Raw genomic sequence first — 23531 nt, forward strand, 5'->3', positions numbered from 1 at the left:
GGACTGGTCATGCAGGAAGATCCAGAACTGGAGTTCCCGCGGTGCCTGCGTCTGTGGCTCTGCCGTGAGCGAGAATGCGCGCTTACTCGCCGACGGTGGGAGGGTGATCGCATCGTCCATCTCTGGCGCTGCRCTGCGGCGAATCCGTCCGGTCGATACCGTGGGCTCGAGCCGTTCGTCGGACACCGACACGCTCAGGTCGTCGCCGATGCGCGTAAACATCGCTTCAATACCATTCGACGTCCCGACATAGGTCATTGCATGGCTTCCATCGGGAAAGACCACGTCCGTATCGAGCTTTTCCTCGATGACGACCTGGTCGATCCCTTCGCCCCGTTCATCGTCGGCGGGGCGGGGGAGCGCGAACGCCTGCGGCAGGCCGGCAGCGACATAACCGTCGAAGAGTGTGGCTGAGGATGACTTGGCGAGGACGGTTGTCTGCCAACCGGCGAATGCCAATCCGATGGCCAGAGCGAGCTTGCTGGAAATGTGGGTCATGGGTGCTTCCATTCGGGAGGAGGGTGGGTGATGCCCGGAATAAACCCTACGGATCCTTGCGGGCGGGTGCTGTAGGCATCGGCTGGCTTGCAAGTCAGCGGAGACCTGGGACCTGGCTCTTCGGCCGCAGCGCCCGCGCTTTGCCCCACAGGTGCGAGGGGAATGCCCTTGCGAACGTCCATCCTCCGGGCAGCACAACACGCAAGAGGACATCGCGATGGACGGGCGTGCCCATGGACGACGCACCGCGCACGGCTGGGGAAGGCTGGACACGACGCTCGCCGAACTCGCGAAAGCGCGCGGAAGCCTTGGCGTGTTCGCCTACGAGTTCCTCTGCTTTGGCATGAAGCAGGCCTGGGCCTGCCTCTTCGGCGGTTGCATGGTGGCGCTGTTGCTGCTTTCGGGCCTTTACTGGCCGAAAGGCGCCCCGATCGCCCTGTACGACGCGCTCCCCGCTGTGGGCCGGGATGGTGCTCGCCGGCGCCATCTACCTGAACTTCTTCACCCACCACGGGGGTGCATGGCCGTGCGCCCGGGTATGGCGCCCGAGCGGGTCGCGCGGTGGCTGAGACGCGTGGCAGTGGCCGCAAACGCCCGTGAGCGCTACACTTTCGGTCTTGTTTCCCCACCTGCCCCCATGAGGTCGAGATGTTCCCGAAGGATGCAACGATCGCCGGCTACGACGACGAACTGGCCAAGGCCATCGCTAACGAGACCCGTCGCCAGGAAGATCACGTCGAACTGATCGCCTCCGAGAACTACGCCAGCCCGCGCGTCATGGAAGCGCAGGGTTCGGTGCTGACCAACAAATACGCCGAGGGTTACCCGGGCAAACGCTACTACGGTGGCTGCGAGTACGTGGACGTCGCCGAAAGGCTCGCCATCGACCGTCTGAAGCAGCTGTTCGGGGCGGACTATGCCAACGTGCAGCCGCATTCCGGCTCGCAGGCGAACCAGGCCGTTTACTTCGCTCTGCTGCAGCCCGGCGACACCATCCTGGGCATGAGCCTGGCCCACGGCGGTCACCTGACTCACGGCGCCAAGGTCAACCTCTCCGGCAAGATCTTCAACGCCGTGCAGTACGGCATCGACCCGGAATCGGGGCTGGTCGACTACAACGAAGTCGAGCGCCTCGCCGTCGAGCACAAGCCGAAGATGATCGTGGCCGGCTTCTCAGCCTACTCGCAGATCCTCGACTGGGGTCGCTTCCGCGCCATTGCCGACAAAGTCGGTGCCTACCTGTTCGTCGACATGGCGCACATCGCCGGTCTGGTCGCGGCGGGTGAGTACCCGAACCCGATCGAGCACGCGCACGTGGTCACCTCCACCACGCACAAGACGCTGCGCGGTCCGCGCGGCGGCATCATCGTCGCCAAGGGCCTGGGTGAGGAGCTGGAAAAGAAGCTGCAGTCCATCGTCTTCCCGGGCATCCAGGGTGGTCCGCTGATGCACGTCATCGCGGCCAAGGCAGTCGCCTTCAAGGAAGCGCTGGAGCCTTCGTTCAAGACCTACCAGGCCCAGGTGGTGAAGAACGCCAAGGCCATGGCGAAGACCTTCATCGAGCGCGGCTACAAGATCGTTTCCGGCGGCACCGAAAACCATCTCATGCTGATCGACCTCATCGGCCGCGATGCGACCGGCAAGGACGCGGAGGCGGCGCTGGGCAAGGCGCATATCACCGTGAACAAGAACGCGGTGCCGAACGACCCACGCTCGCCGTTCGTCACCTCGGGCCTGCGCGTCGGTACGCCGGCGATCACCACCCGCGGCTACGACGAAGCGGCCACGGTCGAGCTCACCCAGTGGATGTGTGACGTGCTGGATGCCCCTGGCGACGAGAAGGTCATCGCGGCCGTGCGTGAGAAAGTGACCGCGCAGTGTGCCAAGTTCCCGGTTTACGGCTGATCGATGCATTGTCCGTTCTGCCAGCATGAAGACACACGTGTCATCGACTCCCGTCTCACGGAGGACGGTGGCACGGTGCGGCGTCGCCGTGAGTGTCCGCAGTGCAGCGAGCGTTTCAACACGTTCGAAACGGCAGAGCTCAAGCTTCCGGCGATCGTCAAATCCGGCGATCGTCGCGAGCCCTTCGATGAACACAAGCTGCGCGTGAGTTTCGAGCGCGCGCTGCAGAAGCGTCCTGTTTCCAGCGATGCGGTCGATGGTGCCGTGCGCGCGGTGGTGAACGACCTGCGTCGCTGTGGCGAGCGCGAAGTACCGTCGCGACAGGTCGGTGAGCTGGTGATGCGCGAGCTCAAGGCGCTCGACCAGGTAGCCTACGTTCGCTTCGCCTCCGTGTATCGCCGGTTCGAGGACGTCCACGCCTTCCGCGAGGAGATCGAGAAGCTCGAACGCGACCTGCCGTCACTCGAAGGCCTGCAACTGCCGCTGCTGGACGCAGCCAGGCGCGGGCGCAAGAGCTGATCATGTCGCGGCCGTTCTTCCCCGCCATGGATCACGTACACATGGCGCACGCCTTGCGCCTGGCCGCACGCGGCCTGCACACCACGCAACCGAACCCGCGCGTGGGTTGCGTCATTGCGCGTGGTGAAACCGTGCTCGGTACGGGCTGGCACCCACGTGCCGGTCAGCCACACGCGGAAGTATTCGCATTGCGCGAAGCGGGCGAATCCGCGCGCGGTGCCACGGCGTACGTCACGCTGGAGCCTTGCGCGCATCATGGCCGCACGCCGCCTTGCGCCGATGCCCTGATTGCCGCCGGCGTCGGGCGCGTCGTCATCGCGCACGAAGACCCGTTCGACAAGGTCGACGGTGCCGGCATTGCCAGGCTGCGCGACGCGGGCATCGGTGTGCAGGTGGGCCTGATGCGCGACGCCGCGCGCGAACTGAATATCGGTTTCTTCAGCCGCATCGAGCGGCAACGTCCGTGGGTACGCGTGAAACTGGCGATGAGCCTCGACGGGCGCACCGCGCTGGCCGACGGCTCGTCGAAGTGGATCACCGGCGAGGCCGCGCGTGCCGATGTACAGCGCTGGCGCGCCCGTTCTTCCGCGATCCTCTCCGCGAGCGGTACGGTGCTCGCCGACGATCCGCATTTGACCGTGCGGTTGCCGGAAGGTGAGCCCTTCGTGCCGCCGTTGCGCGCGATCGTCGACACCCGGCTACGCACGCAGGCAGGCGCGAACGTGCTGGATGGCGCTGCGCCCACGGTGCTCTTCCATGCGGAGAATGCCTCGGTACCTGCGCACCTTTCCGATATCCGTCGCGCCGCCATCCGTCAGGAAGACGGCGGCGGCCTCGATCTGCGTGCGGTCCTTCACTGGTTGGCGCGCCATGACGTGAACGAAGTCCATGTCGAAGCCGGCCCGGTGCTTTGCGGCGCGCTGCTTGCCGCAGGTCTGGCCGACGAACTGATCGTCTACATCGCACCGATCCTGCTCGGACATACCGGTCGTCCGATGCTCAACCTGCCGCCGCTGGATGACATGGCGTCGCGGTGGAAACTGCATACGGTAGACCGCCGGCAGGTCGGCGACGATATGCGCCTGCAGCTGCGCCCGACGTCGTGACCGTGCGGTCCCACGTACGTTGGGGCATCGTTGGCTGCGGTGCGGTGACCGAGGTCAAGAGTGGCCCGGCCTTCTCCAAAGTTCCTGATTCGTCGCTCGTCGCGGTCATGCGCCGTGACGGCGACAAGGCACGTGACTATGCAGCGCGCCATGGCGTGCCGCGCTGGCACGACGACGCGGCGGCACTCATTGCCGACCCGGACGTCGATGCCGTCTACATCGCCACACCGCCCTCCAGCCATCGCGAGTACGCGCTGATGGCGATCGCTGCGGGGAAACCGGTGTACGTCGAGAAACCCATGGCGATCGACCACGCGGAATGCATGGCGATCGTCGAGGCGGGCAGGGCGGCCGGCGTGCCGGTTTTCGTGGCCTATTACCGCCGCATGCTGCCGCGTTTCCGCCGCATCGCGGCGCTGCTGGCCGAAGGTGCCATCGGCACGCCGCGACTGGTCAACGTACTTCTGCACCATCCCTTCGAAGCGCGTTATCAGGACCCGGCCAACCTGCCGTGGACCGTGCGCCCGGAGCTCTCGGGAGGCGGCATCTTCGTCGACATCGGCTGCCACACGCTGGACATCCTCGACTTCCTGCTCGGTCCCATCGTCACCGTGCGCGGTATGGTCTCGCATCAGATGGACGCCTATCCGGCCGAGGACACCGTGGCCATGGCGTTCTCGTTCGGATCCGGGGTGCTCGGTACGGGTCTGTGGAACTTCTGCGCGGACCGGCGGGAAGATCGCGTCGAGATCGTGGGGGATCGCGGGCGTCTGGTCTTCGCCACCTTCGGCGAAGGGCCCATCCGCCTCGAGGCTGGCGGTCGTGTGGAGGACATCCTTATCGCCCATCCCGAGCACATACAGCAGCCACTGATCGAATCCATCGTCGCCGAGCTGACCGGCAAGGGTGCCTGCCCGTCCACCGGCGAGACCGGGGCGCGGACCAGCTGGGTGATGGATCAGGTACTACGGGGCTAGAACCTCCGCCCGGTAGGAGCCGATTCATCGGCGATGCTCTTGCCTTCTGTGGGAGCCGATTCATCGGCGATGGGTGCTCGCCCCGAACGGGCCCGCTGCCGCGGGATCGCCGATGAATCGGCTCCCACAGGAGCAGGTGTGCCGTAACGGGGTCAACGGGTAGGTTCAGTGTTGCAATTGGGCTGGCGGGCCCCATGCTATTCTCCGCCGGCTGGTTCCCTTGGGGGAACTGGCCTCCACAGCGTCTTCAGGGCGGGGTGTGACTCCCCACCGGCGGTAGGTTTCCGCAAGGAAACGAGCCCGCGAGCGCTCCCGGTTTCGGCCGGGAGGTCAGCAGATCCGGTCCCATGCCGGAGCCGACGGTTACAGTCCGGATGAAAGAAGACGGCGTTCGCACGTTCCCCAGGGGACGCGCGACGCCATGCGCCTTGGGGCGTTTTTCGCTCATTACCGCGGGAAACGTTTCATGAAAATTCGACTCTGCACCACCGTCTCCCTGCAGGGAGGCTACTAATATGTTCACCGGCATCATCCAGGCCGTCGGCCGCATTGCGCGGCTGGAACCCCGTGGCGGCGACGTCCGCCTCGTCGTCGACACCGCCGCGCTCGACATGGCCGATGTCGCCCTGGGCGACAGCATCTCGGTTTCCGGCGTCTGCCTGACCGTGATCGACTTCGACACGACGAGCTTCGCCGCCGACGTTTCCAACGAAACCCTCGCCCACACCACGCTCGGCAAGCACAAGGCCGGCGATACCGTGAACCTGGAGAAGGCCTTGCGCCTGGCCGACCGCCTCGGCGGTCATCTGGTCTCCGGTCACGTGGACGGCGCGGGCAAGGTCGTTTCCGTCGTTCCGGACGGCCGCTCGCTGCGCTGGACCTTCGAAGTTCCCAGCGACATCGCGCGCTACATCGCGCACAAGGGTTCGGTCTGCATCGACGGGACCAGCCTCACGGTGAACGAAGTCAACGGCAATCGCTTCGGAGTGAACCTTATCCCCCATACGGTGGAACATACGACGTTCGCCGCGCGTCGCCCCGGCGATGGCGTGAACATCGAGGTGGACGTGGTCGCGCGCTACATCGAACGCCTGCTTTCCAGTGGTGACACCCCGCGCCTCGACGAGGCCTTCCTGAAGCAACACGGCTTCGTCTGACCCGGACCTCCCATGCCATTCAATACGATTCCCGAGATTCTCGAAGACCTCCGCCAGGGCCRCATGGTCGTCATCCTCGATGACGAGGACCGCGAAAACGAAGGCGATATCGTCATGGCCGCCGAGAAGGTGCGCCCCGAGGACGTCAACTTCATGGTCCGCGAAGCGCGCGGCCTGCTGTGCCTCACGCTCACCGAGAAGCACACGCGCCAGCTCGGCCTCAAGCCGATGGTCAGCGACAACAACTCGCCGTACCACACCAACTTCACGGTCTCGATCGAGGCCGCCGAAGGGGTGACGACGGGCATCTCCGCGCACGATCGCGCGCGCACGATCCAGGTGGCGGCGGCAGCGGATGCGAAGCCCGCGGACATCACCATGCCCGGGCATATCTTTCCCCTCACCGCGCAGGCGGGTGGCGTGCTCAGCCGTGCCGGCCATACCGAAGCCGGCTGCGACCTGGCCACTCTCGCCGGCATGCAGCCGTCGTCGGTGCTCATCGAGATCCTGCACGACGATGGCTCGATGGCACGGCGTCCGGAGCTCGAGATCTTCGCGGCGAAGCACGGCCTGAAGATCGGCACGATCGCCGACCTTATCCGCTACCGCCTCGAGACCGAGAAGACGATCGAGCGGGTACACGAAGAAGACGTCGACACCGAGTTCGGTCCGTTCCGCCTGGTCGCCTATCGCGATGTCATCCGTCACGGCCTGCACTTCGCCCTGGTCCGGGGCGACGTGACCGACGGCGAGCCGGTGCTCACCCGCGTGCATGTGCGCAACACGCTATCGGATGTCCTCCACCTCAAGCGCGACGACCTCGGACAGACGGTCACCGAAGCGCTGCGCAAGATCGACGCCGAGCAGCGCGGCGTCCTGGTGGTGCTCTCAGGTGCCGATGCACCCGAGGCACTGCTGGCGCGCCTCAGGCGTGACGCAGCACCGATGCCGGCCCCGAAAGACGACCAGGAATGGCGGCAGACCGGCCTCGGCGCGCAGATCCTCGCGGATCTTGGCGTCAAGCGTCTCCGCGTCATCGGCACGCCGCGTAAGCTTGTCGGCATCGCGGGCTTCGGCCTGGAAGTGGTGGAGCAAGCTGGCTGATGACCCCGAGTTACGATATTCGCCTGATCGCGCCGTCCGGTTACCCACACAACCCCGAAGCCATGGCTCGTGGCATCGCGCGACTGGAAGAGGCCGGCCACAACGTGCAGGGCAAGAACGTGCTCGAACGCCGCGAGCTGCGCTTTGCAGGTAGCGACGCCGAGCGCGCCGCGGACATCAACGCGCTGGCGGACACGTCAAAACCCTTGCCGGATGTCGCCCTGGCGATCCGCGGCGGCTACGGTGCCCACCCGCTGCTGCCCTTGCTCGACTACGACGGCCTGCGCCAGCGTCTCGGGGACGCCCCGCTGGCCCTGGTCGGACACAGCGATTTCACCGCCCTGCAGTGCGCGCTGTTTGCCCGAAGTGGGCTGGTGACCCTGGGTGGCCCCATGCTGGGCGCGGATTTCGGTGCACCCGAACTCGATGCGCAGACCTGGGAGCACTTCTGGGCCACGCTGGCGGCCGACGAAGGCCGTGCCACGTGGGACGCACCGGAAACCGAGGCCCTCGATGTCGAAGGGACGGTATGGGGTGGCAACCTGGCGATGCTCACCAGCCTCATCGGCTCGCCCTTCTTCCCCCGGATCGAGGGCGGCATCCTCTTCATCGAGGACATCGCCGAGCCGGCCTACCGGGTCGAGCGGATGCTCTATCACCTGTTCCACGCTGGCGTGCTGGCGCGGCAGAAGGTGCTGGTCATCGGCGACTTCACCAGCTACCGGACCACCGAATACGACAACGGCTACGACCTGGACGCCACCTTCGAGCGGATTGCCGCCGTCGCGGGCATCCCGATCGTCCGTGGCCTGCCGTTCGGCCACGATGCGGCCAAGTTCACCCTGCCTTTTGGCGCCCCAGGGCGGCTCGTCGTCGCCGATGGGACCGCCGTGCTCACCTTCAGCGGCCACCCCAGGCCGAAAACCCCGTAAAATAACCGGCCGCCAGCGGCCCGCCCGCCACAGGACTACCCATGAAGATCATCGAAGGCGATTTCGCCACCCCCAAGGGCCGCTTCGCCATCGTTGCCGGTCGTTTCAACGCGTTCGTCGTCGAGCCGCTGGTCGAGGGCGCGCGCGACGCGCTGGTTCGCCACGGCGTGAAAGAGGACGCGATCGACCTGATCCGCGTCCCCGGCGCGTTCGAAATCCCGCAGGCGGCCTACAAGATCGCCAGTTCGGGCAAGTACGCCGCCGTGCTCGGTCTGGGCGCGGTCATTCGCGGCTCCACTCCCCACTTCGACTACGTCGCCGGCGAAGCCGCCAAGGGCCTCGGCCAGGCCGCGTACGCGTCCGGCGTGCCGGTGTCGTTCGGCGTCCTCACGACCGACAGCATCGAGCAGGCCATTGAGCGCGCTGGCACCAAGGCAGGCAATAAGGGTGTCGACGCGGCCATGGTCGCGATCGAGATGGTGAACCTCTACGCGAAGCTCGGTAAATGAACAACACACCTCCGCACGGTATCGACCTCGCTGCGCGCTCGCGTGCGCGTCGCCGCGCGCTCCAGGCGCTGTATGCCTGGCAGGTCGGTGGCAGCAAGATGGGTAACGTCATCGAGCAGTTTCGCCACGAGCAGGACATGGTCGTCGCTGACCTCGAGTACTTCGAGGACATCCTGCGCGGCGTGGAGAAGCACGTGAAGGAACTCGACGACGGCATCAAGCCGTTTGTCGACCGTGAAGTCTCGCAGATCGATCCCATCGAGCTGTCGGCCCTGCGCATGGGCGCTTATGAACTGAAGTACCGCCCTGACGTGCCGTACCGCGTCGTGATCAACGAGGCCGTCGAAGCCACCAAGCGCTTCGGCGCGGATCATGGCCACAGCTATGTGAACGGTGTGCTCGACAAACTCGCCACACATTGGCGTACGGCCGAGAAGCGATCCTGATCGTGCCGCGAATCCTCGCGGGCTAAGGAACCTGCATGGAATTCGACCTGATCGACCGCATTCGCCGGCATACCGACGTCCACCGTGACGACGTGCTGACCGGCATCGGCGACGACGCTGCCGTCGTCGCCACACCGGCCGGCCGGGAGCTGGCTATTGCCGTGGATACCCTCGTCGAGGGTGTCCATTTTCCCGTGGGGACCGCCGCCGCCGATATCGGCTGGAAGGCGCTCGCGGTGAATCTCTCCGACCTCGCCGCCATGGGTGCCACGCCGGCGTGGGCACTCCTTGCGCTTACCCTCCCCGATAGCGACGAAGCGTTTGTCGACGAACTCGCGCGCGGTTTCGCCGAGCTCGCTACGCCACTGCGCCTTGCCCTCATCGGCGGTGACACCACGCGGGGTCCGCTCACCGTCACGGTGGCCGTGCACGGCTTTACCGCTCCGGGCGAAGCGCTGCTGCGCTCCGGCGCACGCGTGGGTGACGTCGTGATGGTCACCGGCACGCTCGGCGACGCAGCCGCCGGTCTTCGTTGCCTCGCCGAGGCGGATGCCTCGCCTTACGTGGCGCTCATCGAGCGCCTCAACCGACCCACGCCGCGCGTGGCCGCCGGTAACGGTCTGCGTGGCATCGCGACGGCATGCATCGATGTTTCAGACGGCCTCGTGGCCGACCTCGGGCATATTTGCAAGGCCAGCGGTGTCGGCGCCGAAATCGATGCGGCCATGCTGCCTCGCTCGTCCGCGCTGCTCACCCACTTCGAGGATGCGGACACGATCGATTTCGCACTGTCTGGCGGAGACGACTACGAGCTCTGCTTTACCGTGCCGGCCGATCGCGCCGGTGAGGTGTCCGCGAACATGGCTCGCCTTGGCGGTGGTGCGACGCGCATCGGTCGTATCGTCGAAGGCAAGGGCGTTCGCGTGCTCAACCTCGACGGCTCGGAGATCGCGCTATCGCGCACGGGCTGGAATCACTTCGTCGCATGAGCACGAAATACGTCCTCGATCCCGCCGATCGCCGTCGCCTGCTGGCATCGCCGGCAGGCTGGATAGCCTGCGGTTTCGGTTCCGGACTGACGCCGAAGGCGCAGGGCACGTTCGGTTCGCTGGCGGCGATCCTGCCGTGGTTGTTCCTGCGCACGTTGTCCATCGAGTACTGGCTGGCGATCATCGCCGTGTCGTTCGCTTTGGGTGTGTGGGCATGTGACGTCGCCGGTCGGATCATCGGGGTCGCCGATCACCGAAGCCTCGTGTGGGATGAGTTCGTTGGCCAGTGGATCGCGTTGATCCCTGCGCTGTTCATTCACGAGCTGTGGGCTGTGCCTGCGGCGTTCGTCCTGTTCCGGGCGTTCGACGTCCGCAAGCCCTGGCCGATCGGGTGGATCGACAGGCGGGTGAAGGGAGGGCTGGGCGTCATGATCGATGACGTGGTCGCCGGGGTCTTCGCTGCCGTCGTGCTTTACCTGATCTACATCATCTCCACGGGCATCATCATCGGGTTCGCCGGGTACCTCATCTATTTAATGTTCGGCCACCACTCTTAGGGCATCCTCATGGAATACCGTCGTCTCGGTTCGACCGGCCTGAAACTCTCCGCTCTGTCGTACGGCGCATGGGTCACGTTCGGACGTCAGGTCGGGCGCTCCGATGCGCGCGAACTGATCGCGCTGGCCTACGACCGCGGTGTCAACTTCTTCGATAACGCCGAGACGTATAACGCGGGCGACGCCGAGCGGCTGATGGGTGATGTCATTGCCGATCTGCGCTTGCCGCGCGATGCCTACTGCGTATCGAGCAAGGTCTATTTCGGTGCGGTGACCGACCCGAAACCGACGCAGCGCGGCCTCTCGCGCAAGCACGTCTTCGATGCCTGCCACCAGGCACTCGAGCGCCTGCGCGTCGATTATCTCGACCTGTATTTCTGCCATCGCCCCGATCCGGACACACCTGTGGTGGAAACCGTGTGGGCGATGGATGCGTTGATTCGCCAGGGCAAGGTGCTCTACTGGGGTACCAGCGAGTGGCCGGCCGAGCTCATCGCCCAGGCGCATCGCGTCGCACGCGAGAACCATCTTGTTGCACCGTCGATGGAGCAGCCGCAGTACAACCTGTTGCATCGCGATCGCGTCGAGCAGGAATACGCATCGCTCTACGAAGACCACGGCATGGGCACCACCATCTGGTCGCCGCTGGCGTCGGGCCTGCTCACGGGCAAGTACAACGATGGCATTCCTGACGACTCGCGCCTCGGCCAGGCAGGTAACGGCTGGCTACGTGACGCCCTTCTCGAAGACGGTGGCGCGAAGTTGAAGACAGTGCGTGCGCTGGCGCCGATCGCCACCGAGCTCGGCTTGCCGATGGCACGATTCGCGCTGGCATGGTGCCTGAAGAACCCGCACGTCTCGACCGTGATCCTCGGGGCGAGCAAGAAAGCGCAGCTCGAGGAGAACCTCATGGCGCTCGATGCGGTGAAGCTGCTCGACGATAGCGTGATGCGGAAGATCGATGCGGCGTTGAAGCCCGCCGCATAGGGGCGCGCTTTTCTGTAGGAGCCGATTCATCGGCGAAGGGTGCTCGCCGAGTCCCGGCCCGCTGCTGCGGGATCGCCGATGAATCGGCTCCTACAGCTACAGGTTAAATGTCGCCGTATAGCGCCTGTAACGCCGCGATGGCAGCAAGGCCGGCCGTTTCGGTGCGGAGGATGCGCGGCCCCAGCTTCAGGCCCGTGAAGCCCGCGGTGGCGAGCGCCGTGCGGTCGCGTTCACCGAAGCCACCTTCGGGCCCGATAGCGAGGATGGCGGCTTCGCTGAGGTGGAGTTCGCCCGGGCGTTTCGTTCCTTCGGGCAGCAGGGCGAGCCGCATCGGGCCGCCTTCGCCCAGCGACGCGAGCCACGCAGCCAGCGGCTGCGCAGCCTCGATCAACGGCACCCGCGCACGTCCTGACTGTTCGCACGCACTCGACGCCACGGCGCGCCAATGCGCAAGACGCTTCTCGCTGCGGGCGGCGTCCAGCTTCACTTCAGAGCGCTCGGTGAGGATCGGGACGATGCGCGCGATGCCGAGCTCGGTCGCCTTCTGCACGATCAGGTCCATCTTCTCGCCCCGTGCCACGCCCTGGGCGAGGGTGAGTGACAGCGGCGACTCGTTGGTGACCACACGCCCTTCGCCTACCGAAGCGACCACTTCGCGCTTGCCGACCGAGGCAAGGGTGGCGTCGAACTCCATGCCATCGTCGCCAGCGAAGAGCACCACCGGGGCGCCGACCTCCATGCGCAGCACCCGGGCGACATGCTCGCCGGCCTGGGCGGGCAGGGTGATGTCGCGGCCGGTGGCGAGCGGCGCGTCGACGTGGATGCGGATGGTTCGCATGGATGAGCCTTGTGTCACGGAACGTCCATTGTAGCGAGCGGCGAGGCTCGCTATCGTCGGCCCATTCACGACGGAGCCCTGCATGCCGATCGCCTGGTACTTCGATTTCGTTTCCATGTTCAGCTGGCTTCAGTGGCCGGCGGTGCGCGACCTATGCAGGACGCACGAGGTTTCGCTGCGGCCGATGCTGTTCGGGGCCCTCCTCAAGCAGATGGAGCAACGCGGCCCGGCGGAGATCGAGGGCAAACGTGAGTTCACCTATCGCTACGCCCTGTGGCGTGCACGGCAAGCCGACGTACCGCTGAAGTTCCCGCCGACCCATCCGTTCAATCCGCTGCCGGCCCTGCGCCTATGCATCGCGGCAGGTGGCACCGTGGAAGCCGTGGGTGCGATCTTCGAATGGATATGGGCCCATGGACGCGCGGCGGACACGCCGGAGGCCCTGGCCCCGCTGGCGGCGTCGCTGGGTATCACCGACCTTCGCGCCGCCCTGTCGGCGCCCGAGGTCAAGGCGGCCTTGCAGGCCAACTTCGAGCTGGCCATGCAGGACCGGGTGTTCGGCGTGCCGACCCTCGCGATCGGCGGCGAGCTGTTCTGGGGTGCGGATGCCCATGACTTCGCCATGGACTTCCTCGCCCACCCCGACTTGTTCGACGACGCGGAGATGGCCCGGCTGGGCGATCTTCCGATCGGCCTTTCGCGGATCTAGCGCACGGCTTGTTCGATACCGGCGATGGCGGTGTCGACCATGAAGTCGATCTCGCTTTCGGTGATGACGTAGGGCGGCATGAAGTACACGATGTTGCCGAGCGGCCGCAGCAGCGCGCCGTGGTCCAGTCCATGGCGGTAGACGCGAAGGCCGCGCCGGTCGGCGGCGGGGAAGGGCGTGCGGGTCGCCTTGTCGGCGACCAGTTCGATCGCGGCAATCATGCCGGTCTGTCGTACGTCGGCCACGTGGGGATGGTCGACCAGCGGGGCGATCCGCTTTGCCATATGGGCGGCGATCACGCGGTTGCGCTCGAGCACGGGGTCGTCGCGGAAGATATTCATCGTGGCCGTGGCAGCGCGACAGGCCAGTGGATTGCCGGTATAGCTGTGCGAATGCAGGAAGGCCTTGCCCGCCGCGTACTCGGCGTAAAAGGCCTGGTAGACGTCATTCGTTGTGACCACCGCCGAAAGCGGCATGAAGCCACCTGTCAGGCCCTTGGACAGGCACATGAAGTCCGGCGAGATACCGGCCTGCTCGCAGGCGAACAGCGTGCCGGTGCGGCCGAAGCCCACGGCGATTTCGTCGGCGATGAAGTGCACCTGGAACTCATCGCAGAGGGCGCGCAGGCCCGTGAGGTAGGAGGCGTCGTACATGCGCATGCCGCCGGCGCACTGAACCAGTGGCTCGACGATCACCGCGCAGGTTTCGTGCGCATGCCGTTCGAGCAGGGCGCGCATTTCGCCAAGGCGCCGCGCTGCGATTTCTTTCGGGGTTTCGCCCGGCTCGCCTTCGTAGGTGTCGGGGGAGGGCGCCAGTTCCGGGGTCAACAGCAACGGCGCATAGGTCTTGCGGTACAGCGCCACGTCGCTGACCGAGAGCGCACCTAGCGTCTCACCGTGGTAGCTGCCGGTGAGGGCGATGAAGCGGGTCTTCTCGCCGTGGCCCTGGTTGAGCCAGTAGTGGAAGCTCATCTTCAGCGCCACTTCGACGGCCGCCGAGCCGTTGTCGGCGAGGAAAACCCGGTCCAGGCCCTTCGGTGTGATACGGACCAGTTCCTCGGCCAGTTCCACCGCCGGTTCATGCGTGAAGCCGGCGAAGATCACGTGCTCGAGGCGATCCAGCTGGTCTTTCAGGGCCGCCGCGATCCGCGGCTCCGCGTGGCCGAACAGGTTGGTCCACCAGGAGCTGACGGCGTCCAGATAGCGTTTGCCGTCCGCGCCGACCAGCCACGCCCCTTCACCGCGTACCACGGGTACCATGGGCAGGGTTTCGTGGTCGTGCATCTGGGTGCACGGGTGCCAGAGGACGGAGAGGTCGCGCGCGACAAGGGCATCGGTCATCCGCCCATGATCGCCCCCTGCGGCCTTGTCCTCAAGTCGAGAGGTGAGGTGATCGTTTGAAGTGGTTTCGTCGGATCGGCCTGGTTGTCGTCCTGCTGGCGTTCGCTGCCGGTCTGTTCTACTGGTTCATGCCTGCTGGCGTGGCCACGTCGCTTCTCGCCCGCCGGGCACACGGGTTCGTCCTCGACGATGTCTCCGGCACCGTGTGGGACGGCCGGGCTGGCAAGGTCACCACGATCGACGGGCGCGAGCTGGGCGCCCTGACCTGGCACCTGGGCCGTGATGCCATCCTCGGCCGCACCCATCTGGATATGAACCTCGATGGACGTGCCGGCCGGTTCCAGGGGCACCTCGAACGGCCCGACGCGGACCACATGATCTGGACTGGTGTCGACTTCCGTCTGGACGCCACGGCCCTGAGTGGTCCCGCGCTGCCGCCGGAGCTGGTTCCGGTCGGTGTGATCGAAGGCAAGGTGCCGCGCGCCGAACTGCAGGGCAACTGGCCGGTCGCGCTGGATGCCGACATCCTCTGGAAGGCCGCCGCCGTGAAAACGCCCGAAGGCCACATCGCCCTGGGTGCCATCGCGTTGAAAGCCGGTAGCCAGGGCGGCATCCTGCGCGCGACGCTTGCCGATGACGGCCAGGGGTCGTTGTTGGTTCATGCCGCGCTCGCCGCGACGCCACTTGGCTGGCGACTCGATGGCCGGCTGGTGCCGCGCATCGAGGACACCGCGCTTTCCCATCTCATTGCGCGTTTCGGTCCCCTGGGTCGCGACGGTGCCGTCAACCTCCAACGCAAGGCAGGGCTCGCGCCCTCGATCATCACGCCATGACCGACACTCTCGACAAGGCGCTCGCCGCCGCGCGCGACGCCGCCGGCGCGGCCGCCGACATCATCCTGCATTACTGGCGCACGGGCGTCGACGTTATCGTCAAGGGTGACGATACCCCGGTGACCATCGCCGACCGTGAAGCGGAAATGGCCATCCGCGGCATCCTCGCCAAAGCCCTTCCCGACGCAGGCATTTACGGCGAGGAGTACGGTGCCGACGATACGTCGCGCGACTATCTGTGGCTGGTCGACCCGCTCGATGGCACCAAGAGCTTTGTTCGCCGCACGCCGTTCTTCTCGACCCAGATCGCGCTGATGCATCGGGGCGAGCTCGTGCTCGGCGTCTCCTCGGCGCCCGTCTATGGCGAGCGCATGTGGGCCGTGCGCGGACGCGGTGCCTGGCTCGATGGTGAGCCAGTGCGCGTCGCGGCGACGGCATCGATGGCGGAGGCGTCGATCTCGACGGGCAACGTGAAGACGCTGACCGCCGATGCCCGCTGGCATGCATTGGGCAGCATGATTCGCGAAAGCAATCGCATTCGCGGCTATGGCGACTTCTGCCATTACCATCTTCTCGCACGCGGCGGTCTCGATCTCGTGATCGAGTCTGATGTGAACATCCTCGATATCGCCGCACTGGCCGTCATCGTGCGCGAGGCTGGTGGTGTTTTCACCGATATCGACGGGGCCGCCCTGGGCCTGGAAACGCGCGGCGTGCTTGCCGGCACACCCGCCATCCATGCCGCGGCACTCGCGAGACTGACCGGCGCTACAATCGACCGATGAACAAACGTCCGAAAATCCTGGCGACGCGTGATGCACCCGACAGCCATTTCCGCCGCGTGGAAGAGGTGGACCTGGAGTTCTCCAACGGAGAGCGCCGCACTTACCAGCGCCTCAAGGGGGGTGGATTCGGTGCCGTGCTGATCGTTGCCATGCGCGACCCGGAAACCGTGCTGCTCGTACGCGAGTACGGCGTCGGCGTGGACCGTTACGAACTCGGCGTGCCCAAAGGCCGGCTCGATCGCGACGAAACCGCTGAGCAGGGCGCGGACCGCGAGTTGAAGGAAGAAGTCGGATTCGGCGCACGCAAGCTGAAGATCCTCGGCACGCTGTCGCTGTCGCCGTCGTATATGACGCACCTGGGTTATGTGGTGCTGGCTGAGGACCTCTACCCGGAGCGTCTGCAGGGCGACGAACCCGAGGAGCTGGAGGTCGTGCCCTGGCGCATGGACAACCTGCACGAGCTGCTAGCCCGTGACGATGTCACCGAAGGGCGTTCGATCGCCGCCCTCTTCATGGCCCGCGAGTATCTCGCCGGTCGCTACAAGCCGACGTGACCGCCGCGCCCTGCGCCCGTTGGCTCGATCCTGTCTGCGCGATCGCGCAGCGGGCCGCCGAGGCGATCCTGGCCGTCTACGCCCAGGACTTCGAGGTCATCTGCAAGGACGACAACTCGCCGGTCACTGCTGCCGACCTTGCCGCGCAGCGCGTGATCGAAGAAGGCTTGCGTGAACTCGCACCCGGCATACCGGTGATTTCCGAAGAAGCGCTGGCCGCGCCCTGGTCTGAACGACGCACGTGGCGCCGCTATTGGCTGGTCGACCCGCTCGACGGTACGCGCGAGTTCGTCAAGCGCAACGGCGAGTTCAGCGTGAACATCGCCCTGATCGAAGATCATCGCCCCGTGCTCGGCGTGGTGCTGGCGCCGGTCACCGGCGATCTGTACGCCGCGGCGAGTGGCTGCGGCGCCTGGCGTCAAAGCACGCCCACCTCCGAACGGGTCGCGATACATGCCCGGCAGGCCGGTAGCCTGCTCCGCGTCACCGGCAGCCGTTCGCATGCGGGTGTTCGCGCGGCCACGTTGCTCGACCGTCTGGGCGAACACGAAACCTTCGCGCTCGGTTCCTCGCTGAAGTTCTGCGTCATTGCGCGCGGCGACGCGGATATCTATCTGCGCCTGGGCGCGACTTCGGAATGGGATACCGCCGCTGCCCAGTGTGTCCTCGAGGAGGCCGGCGGTGCGGTACTCGATCTGGCCGGCCGGCCGTTCCGATACAACACACGCGATTCACTGATCAATCCCGAATTCATTGCCTGCGGCGACACGTCGATCGACTGGGCCGGGCGACTTATCGATCCGGAGGACGCCGCGTGACGCGACCGGTGGACGAACTCATCGCCATCATGGCGCGCCTGCGCGATCCTGAGAACGGCTGCCCGTGGGACGTGAAGCAGAGCTTCGCAACCATCGCGCCGTACACCATCGAGGAAGCGTACGAAGTTGCCGATGCGATCGACCGCAACGACATGACCGACCTGCGCGACGAGCTGGGCGATCTGCTGCTGCAGGTGGTCTTCCACTCGCGCATGGCCGAGGAAGCAGGGCATTTCGCTTTCGGCGACGTTGTCGCGGGAATTTGCGACAAGATGGTCCGCCGCCATCCGCACGTGTTCGAAGACGTGAGGCATGAAAGCCTCGCGGCGCAGTCTCGCGACTGGGACCGGCTTAAGGCTGAAGAGCGCGCCGCGAAGGGCGGTGAAGACACCAGCGCGTTGGCTGGCATTTCGCATGGCCTGCCGGAATGGCAGCGCGCGGTGAAATTGCAGAAGCGCGCAGCTAACGTCGGCTTTGACTGGCCCGACCATCGTCCGGTATTGGACAAGATGGCGGAAGAGATTGAAGAGGTACGGCACGAGTTCGACAACGGCGCCGATGAAGAACGGCTTGCCGACGAGATCGGCGACGTGTTGTTCGTCGCAGCGAATCTTGCGCGGCATGCGAAGGTGGATGTGTCGCGTGCATTGCGCGGGGCGAACGCCAAGTTCGAGCGTCGGTTTCGCGCGATGGAGGCAATCGCGGCGAGCGAGGGGCGGTTGCTTGCGTCGTATCCGCTGGACGAGCAGGAGGCGTTGTGGGTTCGGGTGAAGCGCGAGGGTGTTTGATTGCTGGCGCGAGCACCCATCGCCGCTGAAGCGGCTCCCACATGACGCATCGCCGCTGAAGCGGCTCCCACATGACGCATCGCCGCTGAAGCGGCTACCACAGGGAGCCTGCGCGCCGCTCTTGTGGGAGCCGCTTCAGCGGCGATGGTTGCTCGTAATGACGCACGAAAAAACGGGGCCGGAGGGCCCCGTTTCCGTCTGACGATTTACTTGCTGCTAGCAGCCGGCGCAGCTGCCGCACGCTGCTGCATACGCGCCTTGAACGCTTCCATGTCTTGGTGACGCTTCTGGTCCTGCGCGAGGTTCTCGTCGAGGCTCTTGCGCAGCGTCGAGATCGCGGCGTCCACGTTCGTCGGCTGCATCTGAGCACGGGCGAGGTGGCGATAGGCGTAGTCGCGCACGCGCGGGTTCTGCGACTTGGCGAGGACTTCGTTGTACAGCGCCGGCAATTCCTTGCTGCGGCCGGTCAGGACGTAGAGGCGCTCGAGGCTGTGCAGGTCGCCGATGACGCCGCCCTGCTCCTTGCCGTGGCCGTGCCTGGCCCACTCGCCGCGGCCGTGCTCACCACCACGACCGTCCTGGCCGTCATGGCCCCACTGGCCGCCATGACCCCATTTCGGGCCCTGTCCAGCAGGGGCGCCCGCCTGGGCGGAGCGTGCGGTCGGAGCCGACGGGGTCTGGGGGGCGGAATCCTGCGCGAACGCGAAGGCGGTGGAGCCGGCGAGGAGCAGGGAAGCGGCACTGGCGATCAGGGTCTTGCGTTGCATAGGTTGTCTCCCGGTTAGGTGGTGCACGGGGAAAAACGTGCCGCCTCGCCACCGGTTGACCGGTTCGTTGCCGCCCGGTCAGCTTCGTGTGAAGAAATGAGAAGGTTGCAACCTTTTTCGGGCGGCCGGCATCCATCACTGGTACACCGAATCACTACCGGAGCAAAATCATGCGCCACCTGATCCTCGCCGCCCTTTTGTTGGCGCCGGCCGCCGCCATGGCCGACAGCAGCGACTGCAAGTTTCACGCTGACCGCAACCTCGATCTGAATCTCTCCGGCGCGCGCAGCGTGACCTTCGTCACTAACGCGTACGATCTTCGCGTGCAAGGGACCGCGCCCGCAGGTAAGGGCACCGTGCGTGGTAAGGCCTGCGCGTCCAGCCAGGACGTCCTGGACACGCTGGTGGTGACTCAGCGTCGCGAGGGCGACACCCTCCTGGTCGAGTTGACCGACAATCGAGAGGGTCACTGGAGCTTCGGCCACAGCTACAGCGATCTGAAGGTCGATGCGGCCGTGCCGTCGTCCATTCCGGTCATCATCAATGTCGGTTCGGGTGAGGCGAAGGCGCGTGGTCTGGCGACGCTTGAAAGCTCGGTGGGTTCGGGCGAGCTCGAGGCGCATGACATCAAGGGTGCTTTCAGCGCGACGGTCGGCTCCGGCGAAGTGAAGATCGACAACACCGGTGCCGTCAATGTCAGCACGGTCGGCTCCGGCTCGTTCACTGCATCAGGCGTCAGCGGCGGGGTTCACGTCGCCACCGTGGGTTCGGGCGAAGCGAAGCTTCGCGACATCACCGGTGACGTTTCCGTAGGAACGGTCGGCTCCGGCGAGATCGATGTCGACGGCGTTAAGGGTAACCTCACCGTCAACACGAAGGGCAGTGGCGACGTGTCCCAGCGTGGCGTGACCGGCAAGGTCGACGTTCCGCGCGATCGCTGAGGCGCGAGTTCCATCGTTCCGCCGCATCGTCGGGGCCTGCACGCCCCGGCGACGCGGACACCCGATATGATCCCGTCCTGACTAGCGGGATCCTATTCATGACGTGGTTACCCGAATCGTTGCGCGCCCTGCGTCGCGACGTCTTCTTTCTCGTACTTCTGGCGGTGTTGGTCCTCCTGGCGATCGCCAAGCCGTCGCGCATCCCCGATTGGCCGTCGCTTGTGGACTGGCCGACCATCGCCGCGCTGGCCGGTCTGCTCCTGTTGACCAAAGCCGTTGAATCCAGTGGCGCGCTCAACGTCGCAGGCCACTGGCTGATCGAACGGACATCCACACGTCGCGTGGCCGCGCTCGGCCTGGTCGCCGCGACAGCACTGTTGTCGATGTTTCTCACCAATGACGTCTCATTGTTCGTCATGGTGCCGCTCACCCTGAGCATGTGCCGTATCGCGCGCATGCCCGCGACCCGCCTTGTCGTGTTCGAGGCGCTCGCGGTGAATGCGGGATCCATGCTCACGCCGATCGGCAACCCGCAGAACCTGTTCCTCTGGCAGCAGTGGAACAACGGATTCGGTGCCTTCATCTGGGCGATGCTGCCGCTGGTGGCGATCACGCTTGTGCTGTTGCTGGTGGTCACGGCGCTCGCCTTCCCTGGCGAGGCGCTTCAGGTGCACGAAGAAAGCGAAGAGCGCGTCGACCGGCACATGCTGATCGTCGCCGCGGCGCTCTATGTGCCTTTCCTGATCCTGGCGGACCTGCATCATGCGGCGTGGGGTCTGCTCGGTGTGCTGGCCGTGTTTCTCGTCTTCCGTCGTCGCATCGTCGCTAGCATCGACTGGGGTCTGCTGTTGACCTTCGTGCTGATGTTCATCGACCTGCGGATGCTTGCCGGACTCGATGCGGTGAAGCAGTTTCTTGGCGGACTCGCACTGGAGCAACCCGCCCACCTCTACGCAACAGGCGCACTTGCCTCGCAGGTTGTCAGCAATGTGCCGGCAGCGATCCTGCTCGCGGAGTATTCAAAGGACTGGCGCACGATTGCCTGGGGGGTGAACGCGGGCGGCTTCGGTTTCGTGCTGGGCTCGCTGGCGAACCTGATCGCCTTGCGGCTGCTCGGTGAGCGTAAGGCGTGGGCCACGTTCCATCTCTGGTCGCTGCCGTTTTTCGTCGTAATCGGGTTGATCGGCTGGGCGTTGCTGTAACGCGGGCGCCGCGCGGGCCTGCTCTTTGTAGGAGCCGATTCATCGGCGATCCCGCGCCAGCGGGCCAGGGTGCCGCGAGCACCCAATCGCCGATGAATCGGCTCCTACAAGATCAAAAGCTCATCAAGCCTTGCGGTTGCCGTGGGCGCCGGTGTTGCTGTTGCCCTTGTCGAACTTCGCGATGAAGTCGCGGACATCGGGGTAGACCACGTCGCGCCAGCGGCGGCCGCTGAAGAYGCCGTAGTGACCGGCGCCTTCCACGGTGATGTGCTTCTTGAGCTTCTTCGGGATGCCCTTGCACAGGCCGTGCGCGGCTTCGGTCTGACCGAGACCGGAGATATCGTCGAGCTCGCCTTCGATGGTGAGCAGGGCGGTGTTCTTGATCTTCGCCGGCAGGACACGTTCGCCGTGCACGTCCCACGTGCCCATCGGCAGGCGATGTTCCTGGAATACGGTTTCGATGGTGTCGAGGTAATACTCGGCCGGCATGTCGAGCACGGCGTTGTACTCGTCGTAGAACTTGCGATGCTGCTCGGCGTCGTCGAGGTCGCCCTTGCGCAGGTTCTCGTAGAAGTCCCAATGCGACATGACGTGGCGGCTGGGGTTCATCGCCAGGAAGCCCGCATGCTGCAGGAAGCCCGGATAGACCTCGCGACCGGCACCGGGGTACTGATACGGCACCTTGTGGATCAGCTGGTTGCGGAACCACGACAGCGGTCGCGTCGTCGCCAGGTTGTCCACGCTGGTCGGGCTCTTGCGTGTGTCGATCGGGCCACCCATGAGGGTGAGCGTCAGCGGCGTATCTTCACCGCGAGCGGCCATCAGCGAGACGGCGGCGAGCACCGGCACGGTGGGCTGGCACACCGAAACCACGTGCGCGCGATGCACACCGACGTGGCGGATGAACTCTTCGACATAGGAAACGTAGTCCGCCAGCGAGAACGAACCTTCGTCGGTGGGGATCATGCGCGCGTCGACCCAGTCGGTGATGTACACCTTGTGGTCGCGCAGCAGCGTGCGCACCGTGTCGCGTAGCAGGGTGGAGTGGTGGCCCGACAGCGGCGCCACGACCAGCACGGCGGGATCGTTCTTCATGCGATCGACCGTGGCCTGATCGTCGGAGAAGCGCTTGAAGCGCTTCAGCGTACAGAACGGCTTGGCCATGGCGACCTGCTCCACGATGGCGACATCGTGACCGTGCGCGTGGACCGTATGGATGCCGAACTCGGGCTTTTCGTACGCCTTGCCCAGCCGGAACATGAGCTCGTACCCGGCAGCGGCGCGGTCGGCGCCAGGCATGCGGGCAAACGGGCTGGCGACATCGCCAAACATCTTCGCACTCGCTTCAGCCCAGTAGGTCAGGGGGCTGAGCATCGAGCGTTGGAATTCGTGCATGAGATAGAGCATGCATGGTCCAGGGGGCGGGGAGGTGGCGCATCATAACCACTTGCGCCGCGTCATGTGTAAAGCCCCTGTTTTTGCTCGATTTAAACGCCGGCCTTGCGGCAGACCAGCAGAACTTCGTCTACGCCCGGCGCCGGCGCGAAGCCCGGCGTGAAGGCCAGGGCCTTCTGGAAACGCACGCCAAGGGGCATGAAAACCTTGTTGTACCACCACATGGCGCGGGCTCGCTGATTGGTCAGGTACCACTGGCCCAGGTCGAGCAGCTTCGAGGATTTGGGCTGCATGCCGTAGACGGCGCTGCGTTCGATGGTGAAGCCGTGCCGCGCCAGCAGTGCCCGGATGGCCTCGGGCTCGTAGCGACGGTAATGGCCGACGAAGTCGTCGAAGGCGGTCCAGGCCTCGGGATGGAGGGGCACCGAGAGCAGCAGCCGGGCGCCAGGCTCGGCCACACGAGCGAGTTCGCCCAGGGCCCCTTCGTCATCCACTACGTGCTCGAGAATGTCGAAGGCGCAGACGAAGTCGAAACTGCCGTCCCGGAAAGGCAGCGCGCCGATCATGGCGTTGGCGACCTTCGCGCCATGCCGGGAGAGCTCCGCCAAGGCCGGTCGGCTGAGGTCGACGAACTGGGTATCCGCCAGCGGAAGCCGCGGGCGCAGGCCCGGTGCGACTTCGAGCCGCCGGCTGGTCTGCGCCGTCAGTTCCGCCACCAGCGGCCAGGTATTGAAACGCTCCGGTGCGAACAGCTTCGCTTCCGACCAGAGCGCGTCATAGAAGCGCTTGTTGCTGCCGATCAGGTCGGCATCGGTGCGTGGGGCAGGCGGGCCCGAGGTAAAGGATGCAGCGGTCATGCGGTACCTCGGGCGGTG

The 23531-nt window shown here is 65.7% G+C and carries 27 protein-coding genes and 1 riboswitch; of the genes, 21 read left to right on the forward strand and 6 right to left on the reverse strand.

Annotated features, from left to right (window positions below):
• Nucleotides 1-498 (reverse strand): hypothetical protein (locus AC1DT2_RS01325; protein ID WP_477293663.1); only part of this gene is annotated, 498 nt, incomplete at its 3' end.
• 217 nt (nucleotides 499-715) lie between these two features.
• Between AC1DT2_RS01325 and AC1DT2_RS01330 the strand changes: the two genes are divergently transcribed.
• The 13 genes from AC1DT2_RS01330 (at nucleotide 716) to AC1DT2_RS01390 (ending at nucleotide 11686) form a co-directional block, all read left to right on the forward strand.
• On the forward strand, nucleotides 716-1243 hold the full coding sequence (locus AC1DT2_RS01330) for a DUF817 family protein (RefSeq protein WP_477293665.1): 528 nt from the start codon (nucleotides 716-718) through the stop codon (nucleotides 1241-1243).
• On the forward strand, nucleotides 1147-2403 hold the full coding sequence (glyA, locus tag AC1DT2_RS01335; protein WP_063571236.1) for a serine hydroxymethyltransferase: 1257 nt from the start codon (nucleotides 1147-1149) through the stop codon (nucleotides 2401-2403). Before AC1DT2_RS01330 ends, glyA begins: the two co-directional genes overlap by 97 nt.
• A gap of 3 nt (nucleotides 2404-2406) precedes the next feature.
• Nucleotides 2407-2922: a transcriptional regulator NrdR gene (gene nrdR, locus AC1DT2_RS01340; RefSeq protein WP_063571237.1), complete on the forward strand. Its 516-nt coding sequence runs from the start codon at nucleotides 2407-2409 to the stop codon at nucleotides 2920-2922.
• A 41-nt stretch (nucleotides 2923-2963) separates the two neighbouring features.
• Nucleotides 2964-4028, forward strand: coding sequence for a bifunctional diaminohydroxyphosphoribosylaminopyrimidine deaminase/5-amino-6-(5-phosphoribosylamino)uracil reductase RibD (ribD, locus tag AC1DT2_RS01345; protein ID WP_477293698.1), 1065 nt, complete (start codon nucleotides 2964-2966; stop codon nucleotides 4026-4028).
• A gap of 2 nt (nucleotides 4029-4030) precedes the next feature.
• Nucleotides 4031-5005 carry a Gfo/Idh/MocA family protein gene (locus tag AC1DT2_RS01350; protein WP_477293668.1) on the forward strand — a complete coding sequence of 325 codons (975 nt, stop codon included), beginning with the start codon at nucleotides 4031-4033 and terminating at the stop codon, nucleotides 5003-5005.
• Between the two features lie 239 nt (nucleotides 5006-5244).
• Nucleotides 5245-5395, forward strand: a riboswitch (FMN riboswitch).
• 125 nt (nucleotides 5396-5520) lie between these two features.
• Nucleotides 5521-6162, forward strand: a complete 642-nt coding sequence (locus AC1DT2_RS01355) for a riboflavin synthase (protein ID WP_063571238.1) — start codon at nucleotides 5521-5523, stop codon at nucleotides 6160-6162.
• A gap of 12 nt (nucleotides 6163-6174) precedes the next feature.
• Nucleotides 6175-7266, forward strand: a complete 1092-nt coding sequence (ribB, locus tag AC1DT2_RS01360; RefSeq protein ID WP_477293670.1) for a 3,4-dihydroxy-2-butanone-4-phosphate synthase — start codon at nucleotides 6175-6177, stop codon at nucleotides 7264-7266.
• The gene (gene ldcA / locus AC1DT2_RS01365) at nucleotides 7266-8198 is read left to right on the forward strand and encodes a muramoyltetrapeptide carboxypeptidase (protein ID WP_477293672.1); all 933 of its coding nucleotides are present in this window, start codon (nucleotides 7266-7268) and stop codon (nucleotides 8196-8198) included. Before ribB ends, ldcA begins: the two co-directional genes overlap by 1 nt.
• A 41-nt stretch (nucleotides 8199-8239) precedes the next feature.
• Complete coding sequence (gene ribH, locus AC1DT2_RS01370) at nucleotides 8240-8707, forward strand: 6,7-dimethyl-8-ribityllumazine synthase (protein ID WP_213948619.1); 468 nt, start codon at nucleotides 8240-8242, stop codon at nucleotides 8705-8707.
• Nucleotides 8704-9153: a transcription antitermination factor NusB gene (gene nusB / locus AC1DT2_RS01375; RefSeq protein WP_063573523.1), complete on the forward strand. Its 450-nt coding sequence runs from the start codon at nucleotides 8704-8706 to the stop codon at nucleotides 9151-9153. The genes ribH and nusB overlap by 4 nt, the downstream gene beginning before the upstream one ends.
• Before the next feature lie 35 nt (nucleotides 9154-9188).
• Complete coding sequence (gene thiL, locus AC1DT2_RS01380) at nucleotides 9189-10142, forward strand: thiamine-phosphate kinase (protein ID WP_477293674.1); 954 nt, start codon at nucleotides 9189-9191, stop codon at nucleotides 10140-10142.
• A complete protein-coding gene (locus AC1DT2_RS01385; RefSeq protein WP_063573525.1) occupies nucleotides 10139-10699 on the forward strand; it encodes a phosphatidylglycerophosphatase A family protein in 561 nt (186 codons plus the stop codon). Before thiL ends, AC1DT2_RS01385 begins: the two co-directional genes overlap by 4 nt.
• 9 nt (nucleotides 10700-10708) lie before the next feature.
• Nucleotides 10709-11686 (forward strand): potassium channel beta subunit family protein, encoded by a 978-nt coding sequence (locus tag AC1DT2_RS01390; RefSeq protein ID WP_477293675.1) that lies wholly within the window; start codon nucleotides 10709-10711, stop codon nucleotides 11684-11686.
• Between the two features lie 103 nt (nucleotides 11687-11789).
• On the opposite strand, the gene AC1DT2_RS01395 is transcribed toward AC1DT2_RS01390, so the two are convergent.
• A complete protein-coding gene (locus tag AC1DT2_RS01395; protein ID WP_477293677.1) occupies nucleotides 11790-12524 on the reverse strand; it encodes a 16S rRNA (uracil(1498)-N(3))-methyltransferase in 735 nt (244 codons plus the stop codon).
• Between the two features lie 82 nt (nucleotides 12525-12606).
• Between AC1DT2_RS01395 and AC1DT2_RS01400 the strand changes: the two genes are divergently transcribed.
• Nucleotides 12607-13233 carry a 2-hydroxychromene-2-carboxylate isomerase gene (locus AC1DT2_RS01400; protein ID WP_213948623.1) on the forward strand — a complete coding sequence of 209 codons (627 nt, stop codon included), beginning with the start codon at nucleotides 12607-12609 and terminating at the stop codon, nucleotides 13231-13233.
• On the opposite strand, the gene AC1DT2_RS01405 is transcribed toward AC1DT2_RS01400, so the two are convergent.
• Nucleotides 13230-14573 (reverse strand): adenosylmethionine--8-amino-7-oxononanoate transaminase, encoded by a 1344-nt coding sequence (locus AC1DT2_RS01405; protein ID WP_477293679.1) that lies wholly within the window; start codon nucleotides 14571-14573, stop codon nucleotides 13230-13232. The two genes, AC1DT2_RS01400 and AC1DT2_RS01405, sit on opposite strands and share 4 nt — an antisense overlap.
• Before the next feature lie 56 nt (nucleotides 14574-14629).
• Here AC1DT2_RS01405 and gspN point away from each other — a divergent pair, with 56 nt between their 5' ends.
• From gspN to mazG, 5 genes are read left to right on the forward strand one after another with little or no spacing between them, the layout of a single operon-like run.
• Nucleotides 14630-15406 (forward strand): type II secretion system protein N, encoded by a 777-nt coding sequence (gspN, locus tag AC1DT2_RS01410; RefSeq protein ID WP_213948625.1) that lies wholly within the window; start codon nucleotides 14630-14632, stop codon nucleotides 15404-15406.
• Nucleotides 15403-16191 (forward strand): inositol monophosphatase family protein, encoded by a 789-nt coding sequence (locus AC1DT2_RS01415; RefSeq protein WP_477293681.1) that lies wholly within the window; start codon nucleotides 15403-15405, stop codon nucleotides 16189-16191. Before gspN ends, AC1DT2_RS01415 begins: the two co-directional genes overlap by 4 nt.
• Nucleotides 16188-16745, forward strand: a complete 558-nt coding sequence (nudE, locus tag AC1DT2_RS01420; RefSeq protein ID WP_213948627.1) for an ADP compounds hydrolase NudE — start codon at nucleotides 16188-16190, stop codon at nucleotides 16743-16745. Before AC1DT2_RS01415 ends, nudE begins: the two co-directional genes overlap by 4 nt.
• Complete coding sequence (gene cysQ / locus AC1DT2_RS01425; RefSeq protein WP_063573408.1) at nucleotides 16742-17563, forward strand: 3'(2'),5'-bisphosphate nucleotidase CysQ; 822 nt, start codon at nucleotides 16742-16744, stop codon at nucleotides 17561-17563. Before nudE ends, cysQ begins: the two co-directional genes overlap by 4 nt.
• Nucleotides 17560-18351 (forward strand): nucleoside triphosphate pyrophosphohydrolase, encoded by a 792-nt coding sequence (gene mazG, locus AC1DT2_RS01430; RefSeq protein WP_477293684.1) that lies wholly within the window; start codon nucleotides 17560-17562, stop codon nucleotides 18349-18351. The genes cysQ and mazG overlap by 4 nt, the downstream gene beginning before the upstream one ends.
• A 206-nt stretch (nucleotides 18352-18557) precedes the next feature.
• Here the strand turns inward: mazG and AC1DT2_RS01435 are convergent, their stop codons facing one another.
• Nucleotides 18558-19118 carry a hypothetical protein gene (locus tag AC1DT2_RS01435; protein ID WP_477293686.1) on the reverse strand — a complete coding sequence of 187 codons (561 nt, stop codon included), beginning with the start codon at nucleotides 19116-19118 and terminating at the stop codon, nucleotides 18558-18560.
• Between the two features lie 170 nt (nucleotides 19119-19288).
• Between AC1DT2_RS01435 and AC1DT2_RS01440 the strand changes: the two genes are divergently transcribed.
• Complete coding sequence (locus AC1DT2_RS01440; RefSeq protein WP_477293688.1) at nucleotides 19289-20059, forward strand: GIN domain-containing protein; 771 nt, start codon at nucleotides 19289-19291, stop codon at nucleotides 20057-20059.
• Nucleotides 20060-20157: 98 nt separating this feature from the next.
• Nucleotides 20158-21261: an SLC13 family permease gene (locus tag AC1DT2_RS01445; protein ID WP_063573339.1), complete on the forward strand. Its 1104-nt coding sequence runs from the start codon at nucleotides 20158-20160 to the stop codon at nucleotides 21259-21261.
• Nucleotides 21262-21384: 123 nt separating this feature from the next.
• Here the strand turns inward: AC1DT2_RS01445 and AC1DT2_RS01450 are convergent, their stop codons facing one another.
• Nucleotides 21385-22668, reverse strand: coding sequence for a polyhydroxyalkanoate depolymerase (locus AC1DT2_RS01450; RefSeq protein ID WP_477293691.1), 1284 nt, complete (start codon nucleotides 22666-22668; stop codon nucleotides 21385-21387).
• Nucleotides 22669-22748: 80 nt separating this feature from the next.
• Nucleotides 22749-23513: a class I SAM-dependent methyltransferase gene (locus tag AC1DT2_RS01455; protein WP_063573338.1), complete on the reverse strand. Its 765-nt coding sequence runs from the start codon at nucleotides 23511-23513 to the stop codon at nucleotides 22749-22751.
• Nucleotides 23514-23531: the final 18 nt, after the last annotated feature.

This window comes from Luteibacter sp. P4_E6 (assembly GCF_056401535.1).

Coding starts and splice junctions, on each gene's coding strand:
- AC1DT2_RS01440 (WP_477293688.1), top strand. CDS start 19,289: ATGCGCCACCTGATCCTCGCCGCCCTTTTGTTGGCGCCGGCCGCCGCC.
- thiL (WP_477293674.1), top strand. CDS start 9,189: ATGGAATTCGACCTGATCGACCGCATTCGCCGGCATACCGACGTCCAC.
- nudE (WP_213948627.1), top strand. CDS start 16,188: ATGAACAAACGTCCGAAAATCCTGGCGACGCGTGATGCACCCGACAGC.
- AC1DT2_RS01415 (WP_477293681.1), top strand. CDS start 15,403: ATGACCGACACTCTCGACAAGGCGCTCGCCGCCGCGCGCGACGCCGCC.
- AC1DT2_RS01400 (WP_213948623.1), top strand. CDS start 12,607: ATGCCGATCGCCTGGTACTTCGATTTCGTTTCCATGTTCAGCTGGCTT.
- AC1DT2_RS01330 (WP_477293665.1), top strand. CDS start 716: ATGGACGGGCGTGCCCATGGACGACGCACCGCGCACGGCTGGGGAAGG.
- AC1DT2_RS01355 (WP_063571238.1), top strand. CDS start 5,521: ATGTTCACCGGCATCATCCAGGCCGTCGGCCGCATTGCGCGGCTGGAA.
- AC1DT2_RS01435 (WP_477293686.1), bottom strand. CDS start 19,118: ATGCAACGCAAGACCCTGATCGCCAGTGCCGCTTCCCTGCTCCTCGCC.
- nrdR (WP_063571237.1), top strand. CDS start 2,407: ATGCATTGTCCGTTCTGCCAGCATGAAGACACACGTGTCATCGACTCC.
- AC1DT2_RS01385 (WP_063573525.1), top strand. CDS start 10,139: ATGAGCACGAAATACGTCCTCGATCCCGCCGATCGCCGTCGCCTGCTG.
- nusB (WP_063573523.1), top strand. CDS start 8,704: ATGAACAACACACCTCCGCACGGTATCGACCTCGCTGCGCGCTCGCGT.
- AC1DT2_RS01445 (WP_063573339.1), top strand. CDS start 20,158: ATGACGTGGTTACCCGAATCGTTGCGCGCCCTGCGTCGCGACGTCTTC.
- ribH (WP_213948619.1), top strand. CDS start 8,240: ATGAAGATCATCGAAGGCGATTTCGCCACCCCCAAGGGCCGCTTCGCC.
- ribD (WP_477293698.1), top strand. CDS start 2,964: ATGGCGCACGCCTTGCGCCTGGCCGCACGCGGCCTGCACACCACGCAA.
- AC1DT2_RS01405 (WP_477293679.1), bottom strand. CDS start 14,573: ATGACCGATGCCCTTGTCGCGCGCGACCTCTCCGTCCTCTGGCACCCG.
- glyA (WP_063571236.1), top strand. CDS start 1,147: ATGTTCCCGAAGGATGCAACGATCGCCGGCTACGACGACGAACTGGCC.
- AC1DT2_RS01395 (WP_477293677.1), bottom strand. CDS start 12,524: ATGCGAACCATCCGCATCCACGTCGACGCGCCGCTCGCCACCGGCCGC.
- ldcA (WP_477293672.1), top strand. CDS start 7,266: ATGACCCCGAGTTACGATATTCGCCTGATCGCGCCGTCCGGTTACCCA.
- AC1DT2_RS01390 (WP_477293675.1), top strand. CDS start 10,709: ATGGAATACCGTCGTCTCGGTTCGACCGGCCTGAAACTCTCCGCTCTG.
- AC1DT2_RS01455 (WP_063573338.1), bottom strand. CDS start 23,513: ATGACCGCTGCATCCTTTACCTCGGGCCCGCCTGCCCCACGCACCGAT.